Here is a 22,814-nt window from a genome sequence, read left to right on the forward strand (position 1 = left end):
TATAGTAGGCCCGCCCATGAAGATCGCGATCGATCCTTCCGGCCCGGTGCGGCTGGACGTCGAGGTGCCCGGTTCGAAGAGCCTCACGAACCGGGCGCTGGTGGCGGCCGCGCTGGCCGAGGGCCGCACGCGCCTGACGAACGCGTCGCTCTCGGACGATTCGCGGTTCCTGGTCGGGGCGCTGCGGCGCGCGGGCATTCCGGTGGAGGCGCGCGAGGCGGAGCGGATCCTCGTCGTGGATGGCCGCGGCGGGGCGGCGCCCGCCTCCGAGGGGGAGTTCTTCCTCGGCAACGCGGGCACGGCGCTGCGGTTTCTGACGTCCTTTCTCTGCCTGGGGCGCGGCGCGTTCCGCGTGGACGGCGACGCCCGCATGCGGGAGCGCCCGATCGGCGGGCTCGTGGAGGCGCTTCGGGGGCTGGGAGCCTCGATCGCCTACGCCGGCTCGGAAGGGTTCCCGCCCCTCGACATCCGCGCCCGCGGGCTGGCGGGCGGGCGGACGGCGGTGCGCGGGGACACTTCGAGCCAGTTCGTCTCCTCGCTTCTGCTTTCGGCGCCGGGGGCGGCCGGCGCGGTCGAGATCGACGTGGCCGGCGAGCCCACGTCGAAGCCGTACGTGGAGATCACGCTCGACGTGATGCGGGATCTCGGCGTGGAGGTGGAGCGGGAGGACTACCGGCGCTTCCGGGTGCCGGCGGGCCGGCGCTACCGGGCGCGCGACTATGCCATCGCCGGCGACGGGGCGAGCGCGAACTACTTCCTGGCGCTGGCGGCGGCGACGGGGGGCTTCGCGCGCGTGCGGGGCGTGGGCTCCCGCTCGCGGCAGGGGGAGCTGCGCTTCGCCGGGGTGCTGCGCGAGATGGGCTGCGAGGTCGCCGTCCACGAGGACGCCATCGAGGTGCGGGGAGGCCCGCTCCGGGGCGTGGACGTGGACATGAACGACATGCCCGACTCCGTGCAGACGCTGGCGTGCGTGGCGCTGTTCGCCCGCGGTCCCACGCGCGTGCGCCGCGTGGCCAACCTGCGGGTCAAGGAGACCGACCGGATCGCCGCCGTCGCCCGCGAGGCCGGCAAGCTGGGCGCCCGCGTCGAAGAGGGCCCGGACGGATTCACGCTCCATCCGCCGGCCCGCCTGCGGGCCGCGGAGATCGACACCTACAAGGACCACCGGATGGCCATGAGCTTCGCGGTGGCGGCGGCCGCGGCGCCGGGGATCGTCATCCGCGACCCGGAGTGCGTCTCGAAAAGCTTCCCGGGATTCTTCGAGACCCTGGAGGCTCAGGGACTGCGGGTGCGGCGGCTGCCCTGACGTCCGGGCGCCTCACTCCTCCTCGGGGTGGCGGCGCCGGGCGGGCTCGCCGTAGCGTTCGAGGAGGTCGTTCTCCACGCCCAGGTGATCCAGGACGCGCGAGACCACGAAATCGACGAGGCGCTCGACCGAGTCCGCGCCGCTGTAGAAGCCCGGGCAGGCCGGAAGCACGATCGCCCCCGCGCGCGTGACGCGGAGCATGTTCTCGAGGTGGATCTCCGAAAGGGGCGTCTCGCGCGGCACGAGGATCAGGCGCCGCCGTTCCTTGAGGCAGACGTCCGCCGCCCGCTCGATCAGGTTGGAGGACGCCCCGGAGGCGATCCGCGCGAGCGTTCCCCCCGAGCAGGGGCAGACCGCCATGCCGTCGTGGCGGTACGATCCCGAAGCGATCGGCACTTCGAGATCCTTCCAGAAGTGACAGAGGACCCGCGGAGACTCCTCCCCGAGGAGCGCGCGCACGACCGCGGGTCCCTCGGCCGGATCCAGCGGCAGGCCGAGTTCGTGGGCGGCGACCTTGGCGGCGGCGTCGCTTACGACGAGGTGGACCCGGGCGCCGGACCGGACGAGGCACTCGAGGAGCCGGCGTCCGTAGACGATTCCGGAGGCTCCGGTGAGGGCGACGACGTAGCGCCGGTCGGCCATAAGGTCCTCGTCAGGGCGCACCACGCGGTGTGGCGCGTGAATTCCTCCATCCGGGGGAAGACGAGCTCCGTTATATCGGCCCCTCCGAGCAACTTCAAGGCGATTCCCGTCAGCGCCTCCGGGCGGCGCCGCCGGAGGTCTTCGACGAGAAGCTCGAATCCCCACGCCCCGCCCAGGCGGACGCCGCCGGGGCGGGCGGCGTAGGCGATTTCCTCCATCGGGACGCGAAGCCACGTTCCGAGGTCTTCGGTGACGAGATCCGCGTAGACGCGCACGTCGCGGCCGTGGCGCTCGTCGAGGGTTTCGAAGAGCTTCTCGGGAGGGGCGGCCGGCGCCGTCGCGGGGGGGCTGAGTTTGAGGATCAGATTTTCGCGCAGGATTTCGCGCTCGGCGGGGTCGAGCCTGTGGAGGGCGGGGACGCCGGCGAAGGAAGGGTTGCCGGGAAAGGACGCCGCGTCGCGGCGGGCGATCAGGCCGATCGAGGCGACGGCCACGGCTTCCCAGGGGATCGCCTCGGGTCCCTCTCCCGCGGCGGGGGTGAAGGTCAGGACCTCGTCGCCGCGCTCGAGGGCCACGGCCTTTCGGGGCGGGGGCAGGGAGGGGAGGCGCTCCTCCGGCACCGCGCGCGCGCGGATTCCGTCGCGCGCGAGCTCCTCGACGATCCGCCGGGCGTCCGCTTCGGCCAGCCGTTCCAGGAAGATGCCCCGGCCGCGCCGCACGGCCAGCCGCGCCTCCAGCACCGTGAGGCCCAGGGCGGGCGCCACGAGGGGGCCGTATTTGCGGGGATCGACGGCGACGTCTTCCTCGAGCAGGATGGTCCAGGGCACGCGGCGATTATAACCCGAGATCGCGCCACTTCCGGTCCACGAGGGCCCGGATCTCGGGGGTCATGCGGATCTCGTCGGGCCAGGGGCGGGTGAATCCTTCGCCGGGCCACTTCTTCGTGGCGTCGATGCCCATGTGGGAGCCGTAGCCGGGCAGGCGCGAGGCGTGGTCGAGGATGTCGATCGGGCCCAGGACGAATTCGATGTCGCGTTCGGGGTCGATGTGGTTGAGGGCTTTCCAGCACACTTCGCGGTAATCGTGGACGTTGACGTCCTCGTCCACGACGACGATGCACTTGGTGAACATGGCCTGGGGGAGACCCCAGATCGTGTGCATGACCTTGCGGGCATGGCCGGGGTACTGCTTGCGGATGGAGACGAGCATGAGATTGTGGAAGACGCCTTCGAACGGCATGTGGTAGTCCACGAGCTCGGGGAGCTGCATTTTCATGAGCGGGAGCATAAGGCGCTCGATGGCGTAGCCCATGAAGTCGTCCTCCTGGACGGGAGGGCCGACGAGGATCGTGTGGTAGACGGGGCGGGCGGTATGGGTGATCGCCTGGACGCGGAAGACGGGGAAGTCGTCCTCGAGCGAGTAGTAGCCCGTGTGGTCGCCGAAGGGGCCCTCGCGGCGGCGTTCGGCGGGGTCGATCGTGCCTTCGAGGACGATTTCCGCGTTGGCGGGGACTTCGAGGTCGACCGTTTCGCAGCGGGTGAGGCGGACGCCCTCCTGGCGGATGAGGCCGGCGAAGAGGACTTCGTCCACGTCGGGGGGAAGGGGCAGGGTGGCGGCGAAGCACATGGCGGGATCGGAGCCGATGACGGCGGCGGCCTGGAGGGGTTCGCGCGATTTCCGCAGGTGCCGGGCGCCGTCCTTGTGCCAGTGGAAGTGCATGCCGGTGGTGCGTTTGTCGTACACCTGCATGCGGTAGGTGCCGACGTTGCGGCGGCCGGTTTCGGGGTCGTAGGTGAAAACGAGCGGGAAGGTGATGAAGCGTCCGCCGTCGCGCGGCCAGCAGGTGAGGATGGGGAAGCGCTCGAGGTCCACCTGGTCGCCGCGGAGGACGACGTCCTTGCAGCGGCCGCCTCCTACCGACTTGGGAAGAAAGCTGGCGGCTTCGAGGAGCTTGGGAAGGGTCTTGAGTTTCTCGAGGAAGCCCCCGGTCGGCGGGTTCATGGCCAGGGCGAGGATGGCGCCGAGGCGGTCGGGGAGTTTTTCGAGGGTATCGACGTCGAGCGCCAGCGCCATGCGCTCGCGGGTGCCGAAGAGGTTGATCGCCACGGGGACGGAATGGCCGCGCACGTTTTCGAACAGGAGCGCCGGTCCCCCGCGCTTCACGGTGCGGTCGGTGATCTCGGAGATCTCGAGGTCCTGGGAAACCTCGGCGCGGATGCGGCGCAGGAGTCCGCGGGCCTCGAGGGCCTCGAGGAAGTGGGGCAGGTCTCGGTAGGGCATGGCGGGGAGTCTAACCGGCGCGGGGCGCGTTGGCCAGAAGAAGGCGTCCTACGAGAAGAACCCGGCGAAGGCGCGGAAGAGGGCGCAGGCGACGGCCAGGAGGGAGACGATCGCCAGAGGCCAGAGGACCCAGGCGTACCAGGGGACGTCGACGTCCGTGGGGGGCTCGAATCCGGGCGGGTGGGCGGGGGGCTCCTCGTAGGAGGGGACGCTCATGAGGCGATGATAACGCCGCGGGGGCGGGGGATCAAGGGCGGCGGCCGACGTGGAGGGCGGCGACGCCTCCGAAGAGGAGTTCGCAGGAGACGTCGCGGAGTCCCGCGCGTTCCAGGGCGGCCGTCAGCGCCTCGGGATCGGGCCAGCGGGCCACCGAATCGGGGAGGTAGCGGTAGGCGTCGATTTCGGAGCGGGCGATCCATCGGCCCACGCGGGGAAGCACGCGGCTGAAGTAGAGAAGGTAGGCGCGGCGCAGGAGCGCGCAGGGGGGGAGGCTGAATTCGAGGACGAGGACGTCGCCGCCGGGGCGGGCGACGCGGGCCATTTCGGCCAGGGCGCGGGCGGGGTCGGCGACGTTCCTCAGTCCGAAGGCCACGGCGACGGCGTCGAAGGCGGCGTCGCGGAACGGCAGGCGGAGGGTATCGGCCTGCTGAAAGCGGATGTCGCGTTCGAGGCCGCGCCGGCGGGCCTTCAGGCGGGCGAGGTCGAGCATGCGCCGGGAGAAGTCGGTGCCGACGACGCGGGCGCCGGAGCGGCGGTGGATTTCGAAGGCGAGGTCGCCGGTGCCGGAGCAGACGTCCAGGACGAGGCGGGCGCCGGCGAGGCGTTCGGCGGCGCGGCGGCGCCAGAGGACGTCCGAATTGAGGCTGAGCAGGTGGTTGAGGAAGTCGTAGCGGGGGGAGATCTGGTCGAACATGGCCCGGATGCGGGCGGGGGACTTGTCGACCATAGGGGAGCGATTCTAAAGGACGGGGTGCGCTTCGGGAAGGACGAATCGCGGGGGCCGTTTCCGTTCATCGGTCCGGCGATTCGATTTTCTTGCGCGACGTTCGGGTTCCTGATAACGTCCGGCGCCATGAGCGGAACGATCGGGCGGGCCCGGGCCCTGGCGGCCGCGTGGGGGCGCAGGCCTTCGCGGGCGCGGGCGGCGGCGCTCCGGAAATTCTACTCCGCGCGGGCGCGGGAGCTTCCTCTGGCGGTGCGGGGGGAGCTGTGCCTGGCGCTGGGAGAGGCGGAGGAGCTGGAGGGGCGTTTCGAGGCGGCGCGGCACCTGTACGCGCTGGCGGTGGGGGCGGCGGATCCCGTGCGGGACGAGCCCTTCTACACGCGGGCGGCGGCGCGGGCGCTCCTGAACGCGTCGCGGCTGCGGGACCTCGCGGCGCTTTCGGGAGTGGCGCGGGTGGTGGAGACGCTGGGGCGGGGGGAGGAGACGCCGCGCCTTCTCGGGCTGGGGGCGATGGCGCGGGGGCTGGAGCGGCTGCTCGAAGGGGACTGGACGGCCGCGCGGAGGGCGTTCGAGGCGGCGATGGGCGCGGCGTGGGAGTCCGGGGACGCGGACGCGGAGACCCTGGCGCATCACCTTCTGGCGCAGGCGTGGGTGCGGCTGGGGCGCCTGGCGCGGGCGCGGGAGCACGTGGAGGCGGCGCAGCGGGCGGCGGCGCGGTCGGGCTCGTGGCTTCTTTCGCGGCGGATGGCGCTGGAGGCGGTGGCGTTGAACCTCCGGGCGGGGCCCACGGCCGCGGCGCTGGCCGAGGCGCGCCGGCTGGTGGCGGAGCTTCGTCGGACCGGGTTTCCCCGGCTGGAGTCGCTCGCCTGGCACAAGATCGTGCGCGGGATGGGGCCGGGGCGGCCGCAGGTGGAGCCGCTTCTGGCTCGTTCGGAGGGGCTGCTTCCGGAAGGTCATCCGGACCGCGCGTTTCTGGCGGCGCTTCGCGAGACGCCCCGGCTGCGGCGGGTGATTCCGCGCCGGGACCGCGCGGGGATCGCGGCGGCCGACGGCGAGGAGGCCGGAGCGGACCCCGAGGTCGCCCGGCAACTGCGGGCGCTCGTGCGGATGGCCCGGTTTTGACGGGGCCGGCGCGCGTCAGCCGAGGAAGGCCAGGGCGGGCCAGAGGAGGACGGCGAGAAGCCCCGCCGCCGGAAGCGTGAACAGCCAGGAAGCCGCGATGGCGGCGGTCCATCGCCGCGAGAGCTCCCCGCGAGCGGCGCCCAGGCCGAAGATCGTTCCGCAGGAGACGTGAGTCGTCGAAACCGGCAGGGAGAAGACGCTGGCGGCGCCCACGAGCGCGGCGGTCAGGACGTTGGAAGCGGTTCCCTGGGTTTCCGACATGGGGGTCAGATCCCGGCTCATGCGCTGAGCGATTCGGCGGGATCCGACGATGCCGCCGAGGGACATGGCCAGGCCGATCGCGATGGCGGCGGAGGCGCTGCCGGAAACGAAACCTCCCGCCGCGACCACGCCGACGAGCTTCGGGGTGTCGTTAAGTCCCCGGGCGAAGCTGACCGCTCCCGCCGAAAGAAAGTGGACGGCGCGCAGAAACCCGGATTCCGTAAGGACCTGTCGCGCGCCGACGGCCGCGCACTGCGCCTCGGTGCCCGCGACGAGGGCAGGAACGGTCGGGGTCGTCGGGCCGGTCGCCCTGTCCGCCACGCACAGGCACCGCGGCTCGCGGGTTCGCACGGCGCGCTGGGCCGCCCAGGAGAGGCTCAGGGAGACGAGGGGGCCCAGGACGAGCGGAAGAAAGAAGGCGGCGCCCAGCGGGGCCAGGGTGCCGAGGGAGGGGGAGGCCAGGAGGGCCGTTCCTGAGAGCGCTCCCACGAGGGCGTGGGTGGTGGAGATGGGCATCCCGAGGCGGGTGGCCAGAAGTACGGTCAAGCCCGCCGACGCGGCCAGGACCGCCGGAAAGCGCGGCCGCCCCAGGGTCGCCGGATCGACCAGGCCGTAGCCCGAGAATTTCGCCTGAAGGGCGCGCGCGGCGAGAATGGACAGGAGGGCGCCCGCGAAGGTGGCGACCACGGCCCAGGCGAGCGCGGTCCGGTAGGACGACACCCTCGCGCCGTAGAGCGTGGCCACGCCCTTGAAGGTATCGTTGGCGCCGTTGGCGAACGAGAGGGCCAGGCCGACCAGAAGCGTCAGGATCGCCGCCGTCATCCTTTCGTCTTACGGCCGCGGGCCGCCGGGCGTTTCGGAAAGCGGGGCGCGTTTCAGGCCGTTTCCTTCTTGGAGCCGTCCGCGCCTTCTTTCTTGGCGGGGGCGGCCGCCTTGAGGGGGCGCGCGACGATGGGCTCCTGCCCCAGCACGTTCTTCTCGGTGATGACGTACTCGCGGGCGTCCTTGCGCGAGGGCAGGTCGAACATCACGTCCAGCATCAGGCTTTCGACGAGCTGCCGGAGGGCGCGGGCGCCGGTTTTCTTTTCGAGCGCCCGGCGGGCGATGGCGCGGAGGGCTTCCGGCGTGAATTCGAGCCGAGCGTTCTCCATCTCGAACAGCCGCTTGTACTGCCGGAGGATGGCGTTTTTGGGCTCGACGAGCACCTGGGTGAGCTGGTCCTCCGTCAGCGGGCGCACCACGCACTGAACCGGCAGGCGGCCGACGAATTCCGGGATCATGCCGAACTCGACGAGATCCTCGGGCTCCACCAGTTCCAGGATGTCGCCCAGCTCCTTTTCGTCCATGTCCACGCCGGCCGGCACGTCGGTCCGGAAGCCGATCTGCTTCTTGCCGCGGCGCCGCGCGATGATGTTCTCCAGTCCGTCGAAGGCCCCGCCGCAGATGAAAAGGATGTGGGTCGTGTCCACCTGGATGTATTCCTGCTCGGGATGCTTGCGGCCGCCCTGCGGGGGGACGTTCGAGACGGTTCCCTCGAGCATCTTGAGAAGCGCCTGCTGGACGCCTTCGCCGGAGACGTCGCGGGTGATCGAGGGGTTGTTCCACGTCTTGGCGATCTTGTCGATCTCGTCGATGAAGACGATTCCGCGCTCCGCGCGTTCGACGTCGAAGTCCGTCTCGTGCAGGAGCTTGAGGAGGAGGTTCTCGACGTCCTCGCCGACGTAGCCCGCCTCCGTGAGGGTGGTGGCGTCGCCGATGGCGAAGGGGACGTCGAGGATCCGGGCCAGGGTGCGGGCCAGGAGCGTCTTTCCGCAGCCCGTGGGCCCGATGAGCAGGATGTTGGATTTCTCGATCTCCACATCGCCGTCGATCGGATGCATGATGCGCTTGTAGTGGTTGTTGACGGCGACGGCGAGGGCCTTCTTGGTGCGTTCCTGACCCACGACGTACCGGTCGAGCTCCGCCTTGATCTCGGCCGGGCTGGGGAGGCGCTTGAGGGGGTAGGGCCGGTGCCCCGACTTGGCGGTTTTGCGGGGCTTCTTTTCGACCTTGAGGATCTGGTTGCAGATCTCGACGCACTCGTCGCAGATGCAGATCTCTCCCGGGCCGGCGATGAGGTTGTCCACTTCGCTGCGGCTCTTGGAGCAGAAGGTGCAGAACCGGTCGTCGGTGCTCCGTTTGCGGGTCGTCATGAGCGCGGTTTCCTCCTCGCCCTATTATATCGTCCGGGACCGGCCTTCCGGCTTGCGCGGAAAACGCGCGGTCCGACGGGCCTAGGAACGCTCTTCCCGGGCCGCCATGTCGCCGCCGCCGCGGGACGGGGGCTCCTTGAGGGATTCGACGACTTCGTCGACGATCCCGTACTTCTTGGCCTCCTCGGCGGACATGTAGAAGTCCCGGTCGCTGTCCCGCTCGATCTTCTCCACGGGCTGACCGGTGTGCTTGGAGAAGAGCTTGTTCATGATCTTCTTGAGCTTGACGATCTCCTCGGCGGCGATCTTGATGTCCGCCGCGGTGCCCTGGGTGCCGCCCGCGGGCTGGTGCAGCATCACGCGGGAGTGGGGCAGGGCGTAGCGCTTGCCCTTCGTCCCGGCCGCCAGGAGCAGCGCGCCCATGCTGGAGGCCTGTCCGATGCAGTAGGTCGCCACGTCGCAGTGGACGAACTGCATCGTGTCGTAGATGGCCAGGCCCGACATCACGTACCCCCCGGGGGTGTTGATGTAGATGTTGATGTCCTGGCTCTTGTTCTCCATCTGGAGGAAGAGCATCTGGGCGATGACGAGGTTGGCGATGTAGTCGTCGATCGGCGTGCCGATGAAGATGATGCGGTCCTTGAGGAGCCGCGACCAGATGTCGTACGAGCGTTCGCCCCGCCCGGTTTTCTCGATGACGATCGGCGTGAGATAGCCCATAGCGTTCGACCCGACGTAAAGCGGCGTTCGGGAGGCGGAGGCCCCGCTCGGGGCCCGACTACCCCGCCTCCTCTTCGATCACGGCCTTGGACAGGAGGAATTCCCGCACGAGATCCTCGCGCATCCGCCGGCGCAGCGGTGTCATCAGCCCCTGTTCCTCCAGATACGCCCGCATCTCGTGGGGCCAGCGGCCGAGGCGCGCCGCCATCTGGGCCACGCGCTCCTCCACCTGGTCCTCCGTGACGAAAATCTTCTCCTTGCGCGCCAGGTTCTCCAGGATGAAATGCTCCTTGAGCGCCCGGGCCATCTGTTCCCGCGAGCGACTCTTCTCCTGTTCGAGGCTCTTCTCGATCTCCTCTTCCGGGGCGCCCCGGAGCGCCATTTCCAGGTGCATCCGGCGCAGCGCCTCCTCGGCCCCCGATTCGATGAGACCCTCGGGCATGGGGAAATCGTTCGCCTTGACGATCTCCTCGACGACCTGCGCGGCCATCTGCTCCCGGGCCTGAGCCTCCTTCTCCCGCTCCAGGCGCTTGCGCACGTCCCGGCGCAGCTCTTCCAGGCTGTCCATGTCGAAATGCTTCCGGGCGAATTCGTCGTCCAGGGAGGGCAGGCGCTTGCGCTTGATTCCCTTGATCGTCGCCCGGACCACGGCTTCCTTGCCGGCGTAGGCCTTGGGCACGAAGTCGTCCGGGAGCGTCAGCCGGTATTCGACCTCGTCGCCGGGCTTCTTGCCCACGAGCGCGGTGTGAAAGTCGGGAAGGGGCTTCCCGTAAAAAAAGATGTCCGGGCCCAGGATGAAATCGTTGTTTTCCGCGCGGTCGATTTCCTTGCCGTCGGCGACGAGCGAGAGGTCCGCGATCACCTGATCCTCGGCGCGCGCCGTCTGGTCCTCGGCGGGCACGAGTTCCGCCTTGGATTCGCGGAAGGCTTGGAGCGCCTGATCCACCTCCGCGTCCTCGACGCGGATCCGCGGCTTTTTGACGCGGATGCCCTCGTAGTTTTTCACCTCGAAGTTCGGTCGGACCTCCAGGACGATCTCGTAGGCGAACGGCTTGCCTTCCTCGAGGGCGAGCTTTTCGCCGTCCTGTACCTGCGGCTCTCCCACCGGCTCGAGCTTGCGTTCCTCCCGGGCCTCGTCGAACGAGCGATGGATGAGCTCGAGCTTGAGGTCCTCCAGGAGGGCCTTTCCGAACTTGCGTTCCAGGAGGTTGCGGGGGGCGTGGCCCTTGCGGAACCCGGGGAGGGCCACGGACTCGTTGAGCTCCCGGTACTTGTCGTCGATGAGCTCCTTGACCCGGTCGGCCCCGACTTCGATGCGCAGCTTGATCTTGCAGGGTCCGACGTCCTGGCTTTCGACGCGCGGCGAAAGTTTCTTTTCTTCCGTCTCGGCGGTCTCGGTCATGGCGCGGTATTCTAATGACGCCCCGGGGGGAAGTCAAAGCAAAACCCGGCCGGATCGCCCGGGTGGACCCGCGGGGCCGTTCCTGCTATAACGCGGCCGTGGCGCCCGAGAAAGCCAAGGAAATCCTCGCCCGCCTTCCCGAAACGCCCGGCGTGTACTTCATGAAGGACGCGCGGGGGACCGTGCTGTACATCGGCAAGGCCAAGAACCTGCGGGCCCGCGTCTCCACCTACTTTCAGGACACGCCCGCCGATCCGCGCATCCGCGCCATGGTCGCCCGCGCCGAGGACGTGGAGTTCCTCCAGGCCCCGTCCGAAGTGGACGCCCTCCTTCTGGAGGCGCGCCTCGTGAAGGACATCCAGCCCCGCTACAACGAAAAGCTCAAGGACGACAAATCCTTCACGATGCTGGCGATCACCCGCTACGACGACTTCCCGAAGGTCTGGATCGTGCGGGAGACCGACGACGTGGACGCCGAAACCTACGGGCCCTTCACGAGCGCCGGGGATCTGCGCGACGCCGTGCGCGTGCTCCAGAAAGTCTTCCGGTTCGCCACCTGCTCGCTCGATATCCGCGCCGACGATCCCAAGCGGCGCTTTTTCCGCCCCTGCCTCCTGCACGCGCTGCGCCGCTGCACGGCGCCGTGCGCCGATCGCGTCTCCCGGGAGCGGTATCTCGAGGACGTGGACCGGCTGCGGGCGTTCCTGCGGGGGCGCCGCGACGACGTCCTGGCCGACCTGCGCCGCGCCATGGCCGAGGCCGCCCGCCGCCTGGAATATGAACGGGCCGCGGAGCTTCGCGATCAGATCCGAGCTCTCGAGAACCTGGCCCGGCACGCCGAGGCGGAATACATCGAGGGGGACATCACCCCTTTGGACCCCAAGGACGGCCTCGAGGAGCTGGGGCGGCTCCTCGGCCTGCCGGGCCCGCCGCGGACGATCGAGGGGATCGACATCGCCCACCTGCAGGGCGGCCAGAGCGTGGGCTCCGTCGTTACCTTCGTGGACGGGATTCCCTTCAAGAGCGGCTATCGCCGATATAGAATCCGCACCGTGCAAGGGATCGACGACTACGCGATGATCCGGGAGGTGGTTTCGCGGCGCTACCGCCGCCTGGAAGAGGAAGGGCGGGTTTTCCCGGACATCCTTCTCGTGGACGGCGGCGCCGGCCAGCTCCACGCGGCCGCGGACGCGCTGGCCGCGCTCGGGGTCCGCCCGCCCGTGACGCTCTCCCTGGCCAAGGAAGAGGAAACCCTGTTCCGCGACGGCCGGCCTCTCCCTGTGGCCAAGTCCTCCCCCGCCCTGCGCCTCCTCATGTACGTGCGCGACGAGGCGCATCGGTTCGCCCAGCACTATCACCATCTGCTTCGCCGCAAGGCTCTCGCCGAATGAACGACGCTCCCTCCACCGCCCCGAACGACCCCGCTCCGGCACCGCGCGATCGGCGCTGGTTCGTGGTGCTCGCCTGGGTGACGCTGGTGCTTTTCGCGCTGTTCGTTCTGGGGATCTGCCTCTCGGTGGCCCTGGCCCCGGAAATCCGCAAGGCGCGGACCGGCCTCGGGTCCGCCCCCGTCCATGAGAAGGCCTGACGGGCCCCGCCTGACGGGGGGAACGGCCAAGGGCGCCCGGCTCTTCAGCGTGCCCGGCCTGGACGTCCGGCCCGCCCTGGCCCGCCTGCGCGTCTCGCTGTTCGAGATCCTCCGGCCCCGCCTGGAGGGGGCCCGCGTCGCGGACCTTTTCGCGGGGACCGGGAGCCTGGGGATCGAAGCCCTTTCGCGCGGCGCGGCCCACGCGATTTTCCTCGACCTCGATCCCCGCTGCGTGGAGGCGATCCGCCGGAGCCTCGAGCGCCTGCGCTTCGCCGACCGCGGCGAAGCCCGCCGGGCGGACGCCTTCGTCGAGGCGGAGCGGCTGGGGCCCCGGGAGATCGTCTTCGTGGATCCGCCGTACGCCCTCTACCGCGAGCGCCCGGCCCCGATGCGCCGGCTCGTCGAGACGCTCCTGGCGCGCGGGGTGACCGCGCCGGAGGGACTTGTGGTCGTGGAACATCCCTCCGGAGGCGGCCTGGGCGAGGTGGCCGGCGGGACGATCGCGGACGAACGCCGCTACGGGGGAACGTCCGTGACCCTGTACGCCCCCGCGGCCGGGCGCTGACGGGCGGTTCCCGTTTTACCGGCGCCTTCCGGCGGCGTCGGTAGGATGGATCGGGGAGAAAAGGAGAAGACCATGATGACGATCCTGGCGGCGGCGCTGGCGGCGGTTTTCCCCGCGGTTCAGGAAGAGGGGGGGCTGGAGCGGGATCCCCGGCACGCGGAAGTCGTCAACAAGCTCAATTCGATGCGTGTCTCGGTCGACTTCCAGGACATGGCCCTGGAGGAGGCGATCTCCTTTCTGCGCGATTTCAGCGGGATCAACATCGTTCTGGACGCGGAGGTATCCCAGAAGTTTTCGCCCGACCAGCTCAAGGTGACGCTGCGGGTGAAGGATCTGCTCCTGAAGTCCTGCCTCAAGCTGCTCCTGAACGGCCGAGGGCTGACGGCGACGTACCGTGAAGGGGTTCTCCTGGTGGTCCCCAAGGAAAAGGTGGACCACGTCGTGGCGCTCCAGATCTACGACGTCCGGGACCTTCTCGTGAAGCTTCAGGACTTTCCGGGTCCGAAGGTGGAGCTCGTTTCTCCGTCGGCTCAGGGCGGCGGGCCGCTCGTGGGGGCGGCGTTCACGCTGGAGGAGCCCCGGAGCATCCTGACGGAGGAGTTCATCGTCGAAATGGTGAAGGCCAACACGGGCGACCGCAGCTGGGAGGAAAATCCGAACGCCTCGATCTCCCTGGCCAACGGGATGCTCGTGGTCTCCCAGTCGCGGCGGGTCCATGCCGAGGTGAAGCGCTTCCTCCAGCTCCTGCGCCAGTTCAAGTAGGGGAGGATCCGGAAACGGCTCCCTCGGGCGCGCAACGCGCGGGGCTTCCTCCCCGTCCAATAGAGTAGTAGAATCCACGTCGTTCGGCATTGAGGCGAGGGGCGCGATGCGCGCATGGAGGATCCTTTGGCTGGCGCCGCTTTTCGCGGCGGCTTCCGCTCCGCCTTCCTCCCAGCCCGCCGACGAGGTCTATCTCGACGAGGTCAAGGACGACTTCCTCGAGCGCATCCGCAAGTGCGAGGAGGCGCGGGATTGGAAGGGCCTTTTCGAGCACTATGCGCACGGATTGCGGCGCTACGCGCGCAAGGTCGTGGTCGTGAAGGCCCGGCCCGGAGGGGCCTCCTCCTACGTCAGTCTGGCGGAATACCTTACGGGGCGTCTTTCCGCGCTTCCCCGTGAGGCGTACGAATACTACCGCCTCGAGTACGACGGTCGCGCGAAGGCGGCTTTCGAGAAGGCCCGCGAGGCGGGCGACCGCGCCGCCCTCGAGAAGGCGGTGGAAGACTACTTCTTCTCCAGCGCGGCCGACGAGGCGCTCGATTTCCTGGCCTCCCGCGCGTTCGACGAGGGCCGCGTGCAGGAGGCCATTTTCCACTGGAACCGCCTGCTGCGCTTCTACCCGGACAGCGATCTCCCGCCGGCCGTGACCGCCGCGCGCCTGGCTCATGCGGGGGCGGCCGCCGGCGACGAGGCCCTGCTGCAGAGCCTCCGCGCCTGGGTGGCCGCGAAGGGCCTGGCGGGGGAGGTGGCCGTCGGAGGCCGCCGCACGGCCCTGGCCGCGTACCTGGCCGGCCTGAACGTGTCCCCGGCGCCGCGCCCCCGGCGGCCGGTTCCGTTTCCGGACGTGCCCGACGCGGCCGACGGTCTCCCGCGCCGCGGCCCGGCGGCGGGCAACGACATCCGCCGGTGGACGTACGATTTCGCGGCGGACCGGGGGGCCGAGACGCCCGCCGCGCCCGCTTCGGTCGAGAACCTCGTCGTTCTGCGCGGGCGGCGCGTCGTGGTGCGCGGCGGGGAATCCGCTCCCGCGCCGCCCTACGGGGATTTCCCGCTGATCCCGGCCGCGGCGCGTCTGGGCGGGAAGGACTACGTTCTGGTCACCGACGGCTCCCGGGTGGTGGCCTTCGATCCCGCCCGCGTGCGCGGTTCCTCGACCACGGCGGGCGTCTACTGGAAATATCCGCGCGACGGCTCGATCGTGCGCGGACCTTCGCCCAACGCGGGCGGCTTGGTCGTCAACCGGCCGCTCATCGGCGCGGCGGTGGACGGCGAGTACGCCTACGTCACGATGTACTCGGACCTGCGGACGCGCCCGCGCGAGGGCGGCCAGCTCGCCAACGACCCCTTCGAGGGCACCACCTCGCTCAAGTGCCTGCACATCCCCACGGGCCGGTGCGTGTGGGACACGGACCTGCCGCCCCTCCGGGACGCCGTCCGGGCCGCGGGGAAGGAATTCTTCGATCGGAATTTCTCGTTCTCGTCGCCGCCCGTGGTCGACGGAGACCGGCTGTACGTCGGGATCTGCACCTCGCCGCTGGGGGAGCAGGAAAGCCGCGTCCTGTGCCTCGACAAGAAGACGGGACGGCCGCTCTGGACCACGTTTTTGGCCTCGGTGAATCTGGCGCGCCTGAACGCCCTGGGGTGGGGTCCGGCGCGCCTGTCGGTCAGTCCCACCCTTTTGACCGTTCACGGGGGCACGGTCTACGCGCAGACGAACCTGGGCGTGGTCGCGGCGCTGAACGGCGTTTCGGGGCATGTCCTGTGGCTGACGCGATATCCCCGCCGCTCGCCCCGGGTGGCCGGCGGCATGGTCGAGACGCCTTCGCTGAGGCCGTCCAACGCGCCGGTCGTCTGGAAGGGGCGCGTCTTCGTCCTGCCGCAGGACGCCGAGCCGCTTCTGGTCTTCGAGGCGCGGGAGGGGAGTCCCGTCGAATGGCGGGTGGGGTCGGACCGTCTGGTGTGGAACTCCATCCACCGCCTGCAGGGGGTGGTCGAGACGGAGTCGGACGACTGGCTCGTGGCGACGGGGACGCAGAGCTTCGTGATCCGGCTCTCCAACGGAGCGGCGCATGAGCTGACGGGAGCCAACGTTTCGCAATCCGGTCGGGGGGCGATCGCCGAGGGGCTCCTCTATCTTCCGGTGTCCGGTCCCGCGGGCGGAGATCCCGCGGGGGCGCTGGCGGTGTACGACCTGTGGACGTGGAAGACGCTGGAGCGGCGGCCCTGGAGGGAAGCGGGGGAGGGCGGGAACCTGCTCGTGGCGGGCCGGTCTCTGGTGGCCGCGGGGTCGAAGGTCGCGGTCTACGCCGACGCGGAGACGCTGCGCGCGGAGTTCGCGCGGCGGCTCGGCCAGAGCCCGCCGCACGCGGAGTCGTTCCTGGAGTTCGGGGATCTCATGCGCCAGAACGGGCGCCTGGAGGAGGCCGCGGAGGCGTACCTCGGGTTCGTCCGGGCGGCGGAAGGCGACCCGCGGCACGAAGCCCGGGCCCGCCAGGTGCGCGGCGAGCTTCACGCCATTTTCCTGCGGCGGGGAGACGAGGCGGCCGGCGCGGTGGGGGATACGCGTTCGCTCCACCGAGCGCTGGAGTTCTACCGCACCGCGCGCGAGTTTGCCTACGACGCCGAATCCGAGGCGCTGGCCACGCGGAAGATGGCCGAGACGTACGAGCGCCTGGAGCGCTGGAAGGACGCGGTCACTCACTGGCAGCGTCTGCTGGAAGGGGGCCGGGAGCTTTACCGGAGGGAGTCCGAGCAGGCGATCACCCTCTGGGAGCACGCCCGGCGCCGGATCGAGGAGATTGTGACCCGCGCCCCGGACGCCTACGACGAGGTGGAGCGCCGCGCGGCGGAGGCGCTGCGCCAGGCGGAGCGGGAGGGAGCGGACGCCCTCCGCGGGATTCTGGAGCGCTTTCCCAACTCGCGCAGCGCGCGGGACGCCTGGCGGCGGCTGCGCGATCTGCTGCGCGAGGGCGGGTCGCTCGAGCGCCTGCGGGGGCTCTACGACGAATTCCGCGACCGCTTCAAGACGGAGCTTCCGTTCGACGCGTACCAGGACCTTCTGGAGCTCCTGGAGAAGCTGGGCGACTGGGAGCGCTTCGGGTTCGAGCTCGGGAAGTTCGCCGAGAGATTTCCGGACGAGAAGATGTCGCGGGACGGGGGCGCGACGGTTCGGGAGTACGTCGAGCGGCGCCGGCGCGAGCTGGGGGCGCGTCCGGCCGAGCGGGTCCATGGCCGGGGGTTGCCCGCGCGCACGGCCGAGCTGGAGGCGATCCGGCCGCCGGCGGAGGCGGACGGCGCGGGGCTGGGCCACTGGCCGCTGCGCCCGCGGGGGATCGAGCCTCCGGGATTTTCGGCGGCGCTGGAGCTTTTCGTCCGTGGCTCGAGTGTGGAGCTCTGGGACTTGAAGCGGAAGCAGCGCCTGTGGGCGGCTCCCTGTCCCGGCGGGTATCTGGGCGTTCAGGGCCGGGCGGCGTCCGAAGAGTCTTTCGGAGTCCGGCTGACGGACGTGCGGTCCGGTTCACCCGCTCAGGAGGCGGGGCTGGCGCCCGGGGATCTCCTTGTCGAGGTGGACGGCAAGCCGGCGGACGAGAAAACGCTCGAGGACATCGGAAGCCGTCACGCGCCGGGGGAGGCGGTGGAGATCGTCTTGCGCCGCGGGGACCGCGCCGTGCGGACGCGGGTCATGCTGGGCGGCCATCCGCCGGATCGACGTCCGGTCGTGGTGGGCGCGGCCTTCACGCGCGACTACGGCCTGGCGGTCGCGTGGGAGGACCGGGTGGCCTGGCTCGATCCGGCGACCGGCCGGGCTCGCTGGGTCTTCCGCGGACTGCGCCCTTCGTGCCGGATCCAGGCCTTTCACGCCACGGACGGGAGGCTCTATCTCCTCGAGGCCCCGGATTCCCCCCGCGGTACCGAACGGGGGACGCGGGAAGTCCGGAGCGGGACCGATGGGGACGGCTCCGAGGCTCCCTTCGACCGTCTTTTGTGCCTGAGCGACGCCACCGGCCAGGTGCTCTGGGCCAGGGTGTTCGAGCGGGATGCGGAGGCCCCGGCGGGCGCGCGGATCCTCTTCCTCGGCCCGTACCTTTCGGACGCGGTGACTTTTCTCCTCGATCAGACGCGATCCGGGAACCGGGAGCTTTCCGTCTGGAAGCTGGCGGCGGAGGCGCGCGAGGGGCGCGTTCTCTTCCGGCGTCCGTTGCAGGGGCAGGTTCAGGCGTTCGCGGCGGAACCGGACGGGAGCTATCTCTATTATGTGACGGATCTGACCAACGACCGGCGCGAGCGGATGCTGTACGGGATGCCGATCGAGCGAGGGCGCAAGCCCATGGAGATCGCCCTTCAGGCGCGGCATCTTCCGCCGGGGGCGGGGGCGTGCGGCCTTTCCGTTCTGGGGCCGTCGGTCGTCTGCCTGTCGGTTTCGCCCGCTCAACCCGGAGGCGATTACCGTCTGTGCGTGTTCCGGGACGGCCGGGAGGTCCGGCTTCAGCTTCCGGAGGGCCGGACGCTTCCGGCGGGGCGGCCGATCGAGCCGCCGGCGGACCGGGAAGGGATCCTTTACGTCTACAACGTTCCGCGGGAAGGAGGCGGTCCCGGATCGGATCGCGCGTTTCTGACCGCGTTACGGGGGGAGATGCGGGAAGGGGAGGATCCGCTGGTCTGGGACGCCCCGGCGCCGGTCTTGGGGGCCGGCCCGTCGGTCGCGTGGGCCGTTCTTCCCGAGGAAAACGCTTTCGTGGTCTTTTCCGCTTCGCACGCGGCCGTGCCGGGGCAGGCGCCGGAAGGGGGCGTGGCCGTCGTCTACGACAAGGCGCGCGGAGGTTACCTTCATCTGGCGCACACGGATCTTTCGGTTCCCGCGGATCCGGCGGGGGCGTCGGCGCGGCCTCCGGCGGAGCTGTGGCGCGGGCGCTTGTACGTGAGCGCCCGCGAGGCGGTTCAGGTCTACGGGGAGTAGCGCCCGCCTACCGAAGTTCCTTGATTCGAAGGTTCCGCCAGCGGACCTCGAGGGGCTCCGTCCGCTTTCCGACACCGTGGACCTGGAGGGCGATGAAGCCCTTGGGCGTGACGTCGTCCTTGAGATCGGCCGCGGGGACTCCGTTGATGAAGGTCCGGATCGAGTTCCCGCGGCACTCGATGCGGAACGCGTTCCATTCGCCCGGCTTGAAGGCCTTGCGGGCGGCCTCGTTGTTCTTGAGGTCGGCCAGCCAGCCCCGGCGGCCTTCGTCATAAATGCCCCCGCTGAAGGCGCGCGGGGAAGGGTCGATTTCGACCTGATACCCGTGGACGCGGCCGGCGGGGATCTTGAATTTCTTGCCGCCGATTTCCACTTCGCGGGCCTCCTCGAAGCACTGGCTGCGGATCTGGACTCCGGAGTTGAGGGCCGGGTCCACCTTGAATTCCAGTTCCAGGATGAAGTCCCCGTATTCCTTTTCGGTGCAGAGGAAGGAGTTCGGGGTATTCGGCACGGAGGAGCCCACGATGGCGCCGTCCTCGACGCGGTATTTGGCCTGTCCGCCCCGCTGGACCCACCCGGAGAGGTCCTTGCCGTTGAAGAGAGGGACGAAGCCGTCGTCGGCCTGCGTCGCGGCCGCCGCGGTCAGGACCAGCAGGAGCGTGCGCGTCATGGGGGTTCTCCCGAGATTCTTTCTATTATTAACGCGGATCGGGCCCCGCGGGGGGCGGGCTGGACAGGGGTTTCTCGTACAGTCGGTAGGTCTTGTAGGGTTTTCCGCCCATTTCCCGGATGGGACGGTTCATGAGGTCGTTGTTCTCGAGCACCCAGGAGAGCTCCGCCGCCCGGTAGCCGCGGGCCAGGCCGACCTCGATGAACTTCTGGTAGAAGAGGGTTCCGAGACCGTGGTTCTGGTACTTGCGACGGACGCCCAGAGCCACGAGGCGGAACGTGGGGATCTTGCGCAGGTTGAAGCGCAGGAAGTACCACCATCCGAACGGCCAGAGGGAGCCGTTGCAGCGTTTGAGGACGAGGTTGATGTTCGGGAGCGCGAAGGCGAAGCCGGCGGGCTCTCCGCGGATTTCGGCGATGTAGGCGAGTTCCGGGAGGAGGATCGCCTTGAGGTCCCCGGCGACGAAGCGGACCTCGTCCTCGGTCATGGGAACGAAGCCCCAGTTCTTCTCCCAGGCGTCGTTGTAGATGGACTGGACGATCTCCAGTTCCTCGTCCAGGCGGCTCGGGCGGATCTCCCGCAGGACGATCTCTCCGCGTTCGCGGACCTGGGCCGCCACGCGATCGACGCGGGCGCGGACGATTTCGTTGTGGACCAGGATGTACGCCCAGAGGTCGATGGCCTTTCGGAAGCCGGCGCCTTCGACGAGGCGGACATAGTAGAGCGGGTTGTAGTTCATCAGGACGAAGGGCGGCCACTGGAAGCCGTCCACGAGGAGACCGCAAGGGTCGTTGAGGGAGGGGTTGGCGGGTCCGAGCATGCGCGAGAGCCCCCGGGCGCGCAGCCAGTCGGCCGCGCGGTCGAAGAGGGCGCCGGAGGTCTCGGGGTCGTTTTCGCATTCGAAGTATCCCCAGAAGCCGGTGGATTCCCCGCGGATCTCGTTATGCCGGCGGTTGAGGATCGCGGAGATGCGGCCCACGGCGCGCCCCTCGCGCCGGGCGAGGAAGTGTTCCGCCTCGGCGTTCGCCCAGAACGGGTTGCGGCGGGGGTCGAGGATCTTGCGTTCGGAGGCCAGAAGGGGCGGGACCCAGTTCGGGTCCTCCGCGTAGAGCCGCCAGGGGAGCCGCAGGAATTCCTCCCGGGCGGCGCGGTCGCGGACGGGTTCGACGATGACTTGGCTCATAGGGGTCGGTTCATCCGGCGGTCGGGATTCCCAGGCGGCGGCAGGCCGCGTCGAGGGCCTTCCAGCCGGCCGGATCGAGCCGCAGGGGGATTTTCGCGTCGGGGGCTTCGATGAAGTATCCGGCCAGGCGGTGGTGGACGACGCGCCGGACGAAGCCGCGGGGCAGAAAGAGGGAAAGCGATGCGACGCGTCCGGGGCCGCCCGGGGGCCGGCGCACGGCCTCTTCGGGCGCCAGTCCGTCCTTGTCGCTCAGAAGGAAGAGGCCGGCCTCGCAGGCGGCCAGGGATCCGCTCGTCCAGACCGGTCCTCCCTCGGTGGGGACGCTGAAGCGGGCCCCGGGCAGCGCCAGGGGCAGCTCGACCTCGAGGTCCTCGGCGGAAAAGACGGCGCGTTCCTCCTCCGCGGGCGCGGCGCGGCGGATGACCTGGGTGACCTTGCAGAGCGGGCAGACCCGGACCTCGGGCCCGAACTTCTGGCCGCATCCGGGACACGTCCATGTCGTGGGATCCATGGCGAACTTTCCCTGCGGGGCGTGCTTCGCCGGACCCGACCGGGTCAGAGAACGCCGAGTTTCTTGCCGATCCGCCCCATGATCTCGAGAACCCGGTCCAGTTCGTCGTCCGTGTGGGTGGCCATGTAGCTGGTCCGCAGGAGGCACATGTCCGGGGGCACGGCGGGCGACACGATGGGGTTGACGAACACTCCGGCCTCGAACAGTTCCTTCCAGAAGATCAGGGTTTTCTCGAAGTCCCCGATGATGATGGGCACCACGGGGGACTGGGTCCGGCCGATGTTGAAGCCCATGGAGCGGAAGGCGGCCTGCATCTTGCGGGTGTTGCGCCAGAGCCGCTCGCGATGCTCGGGTTCGCGCTCCATGACGTCCAGGGCGGCCAGGACGGTGGCCACGCTGGCCGGCGGCATGGAGGCGGAGAAGATGAGCGCCCGCGCGTGATGCTTGATGTAGTCGATGACGTCGCCTTCTCCGGCGATGAACCCGCCGAGGGAGGCGAAGGACTTGGAAAACGTGCCCATGATGAGATCGGTTTCGGCCTCGGCGCCGAAATGCTCGGCGGTGCCGCGGCCGCCCGGCCCCATGTAGCCGATGCCGTGGGCGTCGTCGAGGAGAATCCGGAAACCGTACTTCCGCTTGAGGGCCACGATGTCGGGAAGCACGCCGAGATCTCCCTCCATCGAGAAAACGCCCTCGGTGATGACGAGGATGGATCCGTTGGCCTCCTCCATTTCGACGGAGGTGAGGATTCTTTCGAGGTCCTCGATGTCGTTGTGCTTGAACTTGATGGTGCGGCCCCAGGCCAGGCGGCAGCCGTCGATGATCGAGGCGTGGTTCATCCGGTCGCAGAGGATGACGTCGTCCTTTCCGACCAGGGTGGAAATCGTTCCGAGGTTCGTCTGGAAGCCGGTGGAGAACAGGAGCGCCTTCTCTTTACGCACGAAGCGGGCCAGGCGGTGCTCCAGCTCCTCGTGGATGTCGAGCGTCCCGTTGAGGAAGCGCGAGCCGGTGCAGCCGGACCCGTATTTATCGATGGCCCGCTTGGCGGCTTCCTTGACCTTGGGGTGGGTGGTGAGGCCGAGGTAGTTGTTGGATCCGATCATGATCATGCGGCGGCCGCGGATCATGACCTCCGCGTCCGCGCCGGACTCGATCGCCTTGAAATAGGGATAAAGTCCGTTGGCTTCGGCTTCCTTGTGGCGGGTGTAGCTGCGGCACTTCTGGAAGAGGTCGGCCTTGGGGCTCCCCATCGCGGGGATTGTAACTTCGAAGTTCGGGAAAGCAAGCAAACAATTGGGACGCGGGGGTCTACGGGCGCTCGGCCTCGGCGAGGAGGGGGGCCGCGGCGGGACGCAGGTCGGGGCGCAGTTCGATCGCCCGGCGCAGGTCGGCCGCGGCGCGCTCTTTCAGGCCGCGGGCGAGGAAGGCGCGACCGCGCAGGAGGAAGGCTTCGGCTCGGAGGGGGTCGATTTCGAGAGCGCGACCGGCGTCCTCGGCGGCGGCCTCGGCGTCCCCCCGAACCAGAAGGGCCTCCGCGCGGAGGGTCCGGGCGCCCGCGTGGTTGGGCTGGAGCGCCAGGGCCCGGTCCGCGGTGGCCCGGGCCTCGTCCGGTCGGCCCGCGTCAAGTTCCAGGCGGCCCTTGTCGAGGTACAGTCCGATGTCGTCCGGAGCCTGATAGAGGGCCTCTTCGTAGTCGGCGCGCGCCTCGTC

General features: G+C 69.7%; 21 protein-coding genes. 7 read left to right on the top strand and 14 right to left on the bottom strand.

Features of this window, described 5'->3' with window-relative positions; genetic code table 11:
- Window positions 1-16: 16 nt before the first annotated feature.
- Window positions 17-1,306 carry a 3-phosphoshikimate 1-carboxyvinyltransferase gene (gene aroA, locus VNO22_06525; GenBank protein HXG61007.1) on the top strand — a complete coding sequence of 430 codons (1,290 nt, stop codon included), beginning with the start codon at window positions 17-19 and terminating at the stop codon, window positions 1,304-1,306.
- Between the two features lie 12 nt (window positions 1,307-1,318).
- On the opposite strand, the gene VNO22_06530 is transcribed toward aroA, so the two are convergent.
- Genes VNO22_06530 through VNO22_06550 form a run of 5 tightly spaced genes read right to left on the bottom strand, consistent with a single transcriptional unit; the run spans window position 1,319 to window position 5,174 of the window.
- On the bottom strand, window positions 1,319-1,948 hold the full coding sequence (locus VNO22_06530; protein ID HXG61008.1) for a flavin prenyltransferase UbiX: 630 nt from the start codon (window positions 1,946-1,948) through the stop codon (window positions 1,319-1,321).
- A complete protein-coding gene (locus tag VNO22_06535) occupies window positions 1,837-2,775 on the bottom strand; it encodes a hypothetical protein (GenBank protein ID HXG61009.1) in 939 nt (312 codons plus the stop codon). The genes VNO22_06530 and VNO22_06535 overlap by 112 nt, the downstream gene beginning before the upstream one ends.
- A 7-nt stretch (window positions 2,776-2,782) precedes the next feature.
- Entirely contained in the window at window positions 2,783-4,228 is a 1,446-nt protein-coding gene (locus VNO22_06540; GenBank protein ID HXG61010.1) for a menaquinone biosynthesis decarboxylase, read from the bottom strand.
- A gap of 48 nt (window positions 4,229-4,276) precedes the next feature.
- Window positions 4,277-4,444, bottom strand: coding sequence for a hypothetical protein (locus VNO22_06545; GenBank protein HXG61011.1), 168 nt, complete (start codon window positions 4,442-4,444; stop codon window positions 4,277-4,279).
- A gap of 31 nt (window positions 4,445-4,475) precedes the next feature.
- Window positions 4,476-5,174, bottom strand: a complete 699-nt coding sequence (locus VNO22_06550) for a ubiquinone/menaquinone biosynthesis methyltransferase (protein HXG61012.1) — start codon at window positions 5,172-5,174, stop codon at window positions 4,476-4,478.
- A gap of 126 nt (window positions 5,175-5,300) precedes the next feature.
- On the opposite strand from VNO22_06550, the gene VNO22_06555 reads away from it, so the two are divergent.
- Entirely contained in the window at window positions 5,301-6,293 is a 993-nt protein-coding gene (locus tag VNO22_06555; GenBank protein HXG61013.1) for a hypothetical protein, read from the top strand.
- Window positions 6,294-6,308: 15 nt separating this feature from the next.
- On the opposite strand, the gene VNO22_06560 is transcribed toward VNO22_06555, so the two are convergent.
- The 4 genes from VNO22_06560 to tig all read right to left on the bottom strand — a co-directional run bounded on the left by VNO22_06560 (window position 6,309) and on the right by tig (window position 10,868).
- Window positions 6,309-7,376: an inorganic phosphate transporter gene (locus VNO22_06560; GenBank protein ID HXG61014.1), complete on the bottom strand. Its 1,068-nt coding sequence runs from the start codon at window positions 7,374-7,376 to the stop codon at window positions 6,309-6,311.
- A 53-nt stretch (window positions 7,377-7,429) separates the two neighbouring features.
- A complete protein-coding gene (clpX, locus tag VNO22_06565; protein HXG61015.1) occupies window positions 7,430-8,746 on the bottom strand; it encodes an ATP-dependent Clp protease ATP-binding subunit ClpX in 1,317 nt (438 codons plus the stop codon).
- A gap of 81 nt (window positions 8,747-8,827) precedes the next feature.
- Window positions 8,828-9,466 carry an ATP-dependent Clp protease proteolytic subunit gene (locus tag VNO22_06570; protein HXG61016.1) on the bottom strand — a complete coding sequence of 213 codons (639 nt, stop codon included), beginning with the start codon at window positions 9,464-9,466 and terminating at the stop codon, window positions 8,828-8,830.
- 58 nt (window positions 9,467-9,524) lie between these two features.
- The gene (gene tig, locus VNO22_06575) at window positions 9,525-10,868 is read right to left on the bottom strand and encodes a trigger factor (GenBank protein HXG61017.1); all 1,344 of its coding nucleotides are present in this window, start codon (window positions 10,866-10,868) and stop codon (window positions 9,525-9,527) included.
- Window positions 10,869-10,966: 98 nt separating this feature from the next.
- On the opposite strand from tig, the gene VNO22_06580 reads away from it, so the two are divergent.
- The 5 genes from VNO22_06580 to VNO22_06600 all read left to right on the top strand — a co-directional run bounded on the left by VNO22_06580 (window position 10,967) and on the right by VNO22_06600 (window position 18,740).
- Window positions 10,967-12,259, top strand: coding sequence for a UvrB/UvrC motif-containing protein (locus VNO22_06580; protein ID HXG61018.1), 1,293 nt, complete (start codon window positions 10,967-10,969; stop codon window positions 12,257-12,259).
- Window positions 12,256-12,456, top strand: coding sequence for a hypothetical protein (locus tag VNO22_06585; GenBank protein ID HXG61019.1), 201 nt, complete (start codon window positions 12,256-12,258; stop codon window positions 12,454-12,456). The genes VNO22_06580 and VNO22_06585 overlap by 4 nt, the downstream gene beginning before the upstream one ends.
- On the top strand, window positions 12,443-13,021 hold the full coding sequence (locus tag VNO22_06590) for an RsmD family RNA methyltransferase (GenBank protein ID HXG61020.1): 579 nt from the start codon (window positions 12,443-12,445) through the stop codon (window positions 13,019-13,021). The genes VNO22_06585 and VNO22_06590 overlap by 14 nt, the downstream gene beginning before the upstream one ends.
- Window positions 13,022-13,093: 72 nt before the next feature.
- On the top strand, window positions 13,094-13,783 hold the full coding sequence (locus VNO22_06595) for a hypothetical protein (GenBank protein ID HXG61021.1): 690 nt from the start codon (window positions 13,094-13,096) through the stop codon (window positions 13,781-13,783).
- Window positions 13,784-13,889: 106 nt separating this feature from the next.
- On the top strand, window positions 13,890-18,740 hold the full coding sequence (locus tag VNO22_06600) for a PQQ-binding-like beta-propeller repeat protein (GenBank protein HXG61022.1): 4,851 nt from the start codon (window positions 13,890-13,892) through the stop codon (window positions 18,738-18,740).
- A 7-nt stretch (window positions 18,741-18,747) separates the two neighbouring features.
- Here VNO22_06600 and VNO22_06605 read toward each other — a convergent pair whose 3' ends face one another.
- From VNO22_06605 to VNO22_06625, 5 genes are all read right to left on the bottom strand, one after another.
- Complete coding sequence (locus VNO22_06605; GenBank protein ID HXG61023.1) at window positions 18,748-19,410, bottom strand: DUF1080 domain-containing protein; 663 nt, start codon at window positions 19,408-19,410, stop codon at window positions 18,748-18,750.
- A gap of 28 nt (window positions 19,411-19,438) precedes the next feature.
- Window positions 19,439-20,593, bottom strand: a complete 1,155-nt coding sequence (locus tag VNO22_06610) for a GNAT family N-acetyltransferase (protein HXG61024.1) — start codon at window positions 20,591-20,593, stop codon at window positions 19,439-19,441.
- Window positions 20,594-20,603: 10 nt separating this feature from the next.
- The gene (locus VNO22_06615; protein ID HXG61025.1) at window positions 20,604-21,104 is read right to left on the bottom strand and encodes a hypothetical protein; all 501 of its coding nucleotides are present in this window, start codon (window positions 21,102-21,104) and stop codon (window positions 20,604-20,606) included.
- A gap of 44 nt (window positions 21,105-21,148) precedes the next feature.
- The gene (locus VNO22_06620; protein ID HXG61026.1) at window positions 21,149-22,354 is read right to left on the bottom strand and encodes a pyridoxal phosphate-dependent aminotransferase family protein; all 1,206 of its coding nucleotides are present in this window, start codon (window positions 22,352-22,354) and stop codon (window positions 21,149-21,151) included.
- Between the two features lie 58 nt (window positions 22,355-22,412).
- Window positions 22,413-22,814: tetratricopeptide repeat protein (locus VNO22_06625; protein ID HXG61027.1), on the bottom strand; the 402-nt coding region annotated here is incomplete at its 5' end.

Source organism: Planctomycetota bacterium, from assembly GCA_035574235.1.
Classification (GTDB): domain Bacteria; phylum Planctomycetota; class MHYJ01; order MHYJ01; family JACPRB01; genus DATLZA01.

What these genes read in the sequence shown, in the direction of transcription:
- aroA (HXG61007.1), top strand. Translation starts at nt 17, where the DNA reads ATGAAGATCGCGATCGATCCTTCCGGCCCGGTGCGGCTGGACGTCGAG.
- VNO22_06530 (HXG61008.1), bottom strand. Translation starts at nt 1,948, where the DNA reads ATGGCCGACCGGCGCTACGTCGTCGCCCTCACCGGAGCCTCCGGAATC.
- VNO22_06540 (HXG61010.1), bottom strand. Translation starts at nt 4,228, where the DNA reads ATGCCCTACCGAGACCTGCCCCACTTCCTCGAGGCCCTCGAGGCCCGC.
- VNO22_06545 (HXG61011.1), bottom strand. Translation starts at nt 4,444, where the DNA reads ATGAGCGTCCCCTCCTACGAGGAGCCCCCCGCCCACCCGCCCGGATTC.
- VNO22_06550 (HXG61012.1), bottom strand. Translation starts at nt 5,174, where the DNA reads ATGGTCGACAAGTCCCCCGCCCGCATCCGGGCCATGTTCGACCAGATC.
- VNO22_06555 (HXG61013.1), top strand. Translation starts at nt 5,301, where the DNA reads ATGAGCGGAACGATCGGGCGGGCCCGGGCCCTGGCGGCCGCGTGGGGG.
- VNO22_06560 (HXG61014.1), bottom strand. Translation starts at nt 7,376, where the DNA reads ATGACGGCGGCGATCCTGACGCTTCTGGTCGGCCTGGCCCTCTCGTTC.
- clpX (HXG61015.1), bottom strand. Translation starts at nt 8,746, where the DNA reads ATGACGACCCGCAAACGGAGCACCGACGACCGGTTCTGCACCTTCTGC.
- VNO22_06570 (HXG61016.1), bottom strand. Translation starts at nt 9,466, where the DNA reads ATGGGCTATCTCACGCCGATCGTCATCGAGAAAACCGGGCGGGGCGAA.
- tig (HXG61017.1), bottom strand. Translation starts at nt 10,868, where the DNA reads ATGACCGAGACCGCCGAGACGGAAGAAAAGAAACTTTCGCCGCGCGTC.
- VNO22_06585 (HXG61019.1), top strand. Translation starts at nt 12,256, where the DNA reads ATGAACGACGCTCCCTCCACCGCCCCGAACGACCCCGCTCCGGCACCG.
- VNO22_06590 (HXG61020.1), top strand. Translation starts at nt 12,443, where the DNA reads ATGAGAAGGCCTGACGGGCCCCGCCTGACGGGGGGAACGGCCAAGGGC.
- VNO22_06595 (HXG61021.1), top strand. Translation starts at nt 13,094, where the DNA reads ATGATGACGATCCTGGCGGCGGCGCTGGCGGCGGTTTTCCCCGCGGTT.
- VNO22_06600 (HXG61022.1), top strand. Translation starts at nt 13,890, where the DNA reads ATGCGCGCATGGAGGATCCTTTGGCTGGCGCCGCTTTTCGCGGCGGCT.
- VNO22_06605 (HXG61023.1), bottom strand. Translation starts at nt 19,410, where the DNA reads ATGACGCGCACGCTCCTGCTGGTCCTGACCGCGGCGGCCGCGACGCAG.
- VNO22_06610 (HXG61024.1), bottom strand. Translation starts at nt 20,593, where the DNA reads ATGAGCCAAGTCATCGTCGAACCCGTCCGCGACCGCGCCGCCCGGGAG.
- VNO22_06615 (HXG61025.1), bottom strand. Translation starts at nt 21,104, where the DNA reads ATGGATCCCACGACATGGACGTGTCCCGGATGCGGCCAGAAGTTCGGG.
- VNO22_06620 (HXG61026.1), bottom strand. Translation starts at nt 22,354, where the DNA reads ATGGGGAGCCCCAAGGCCGACCTCTTCCAGAAGTGCCGCAGCTACACC.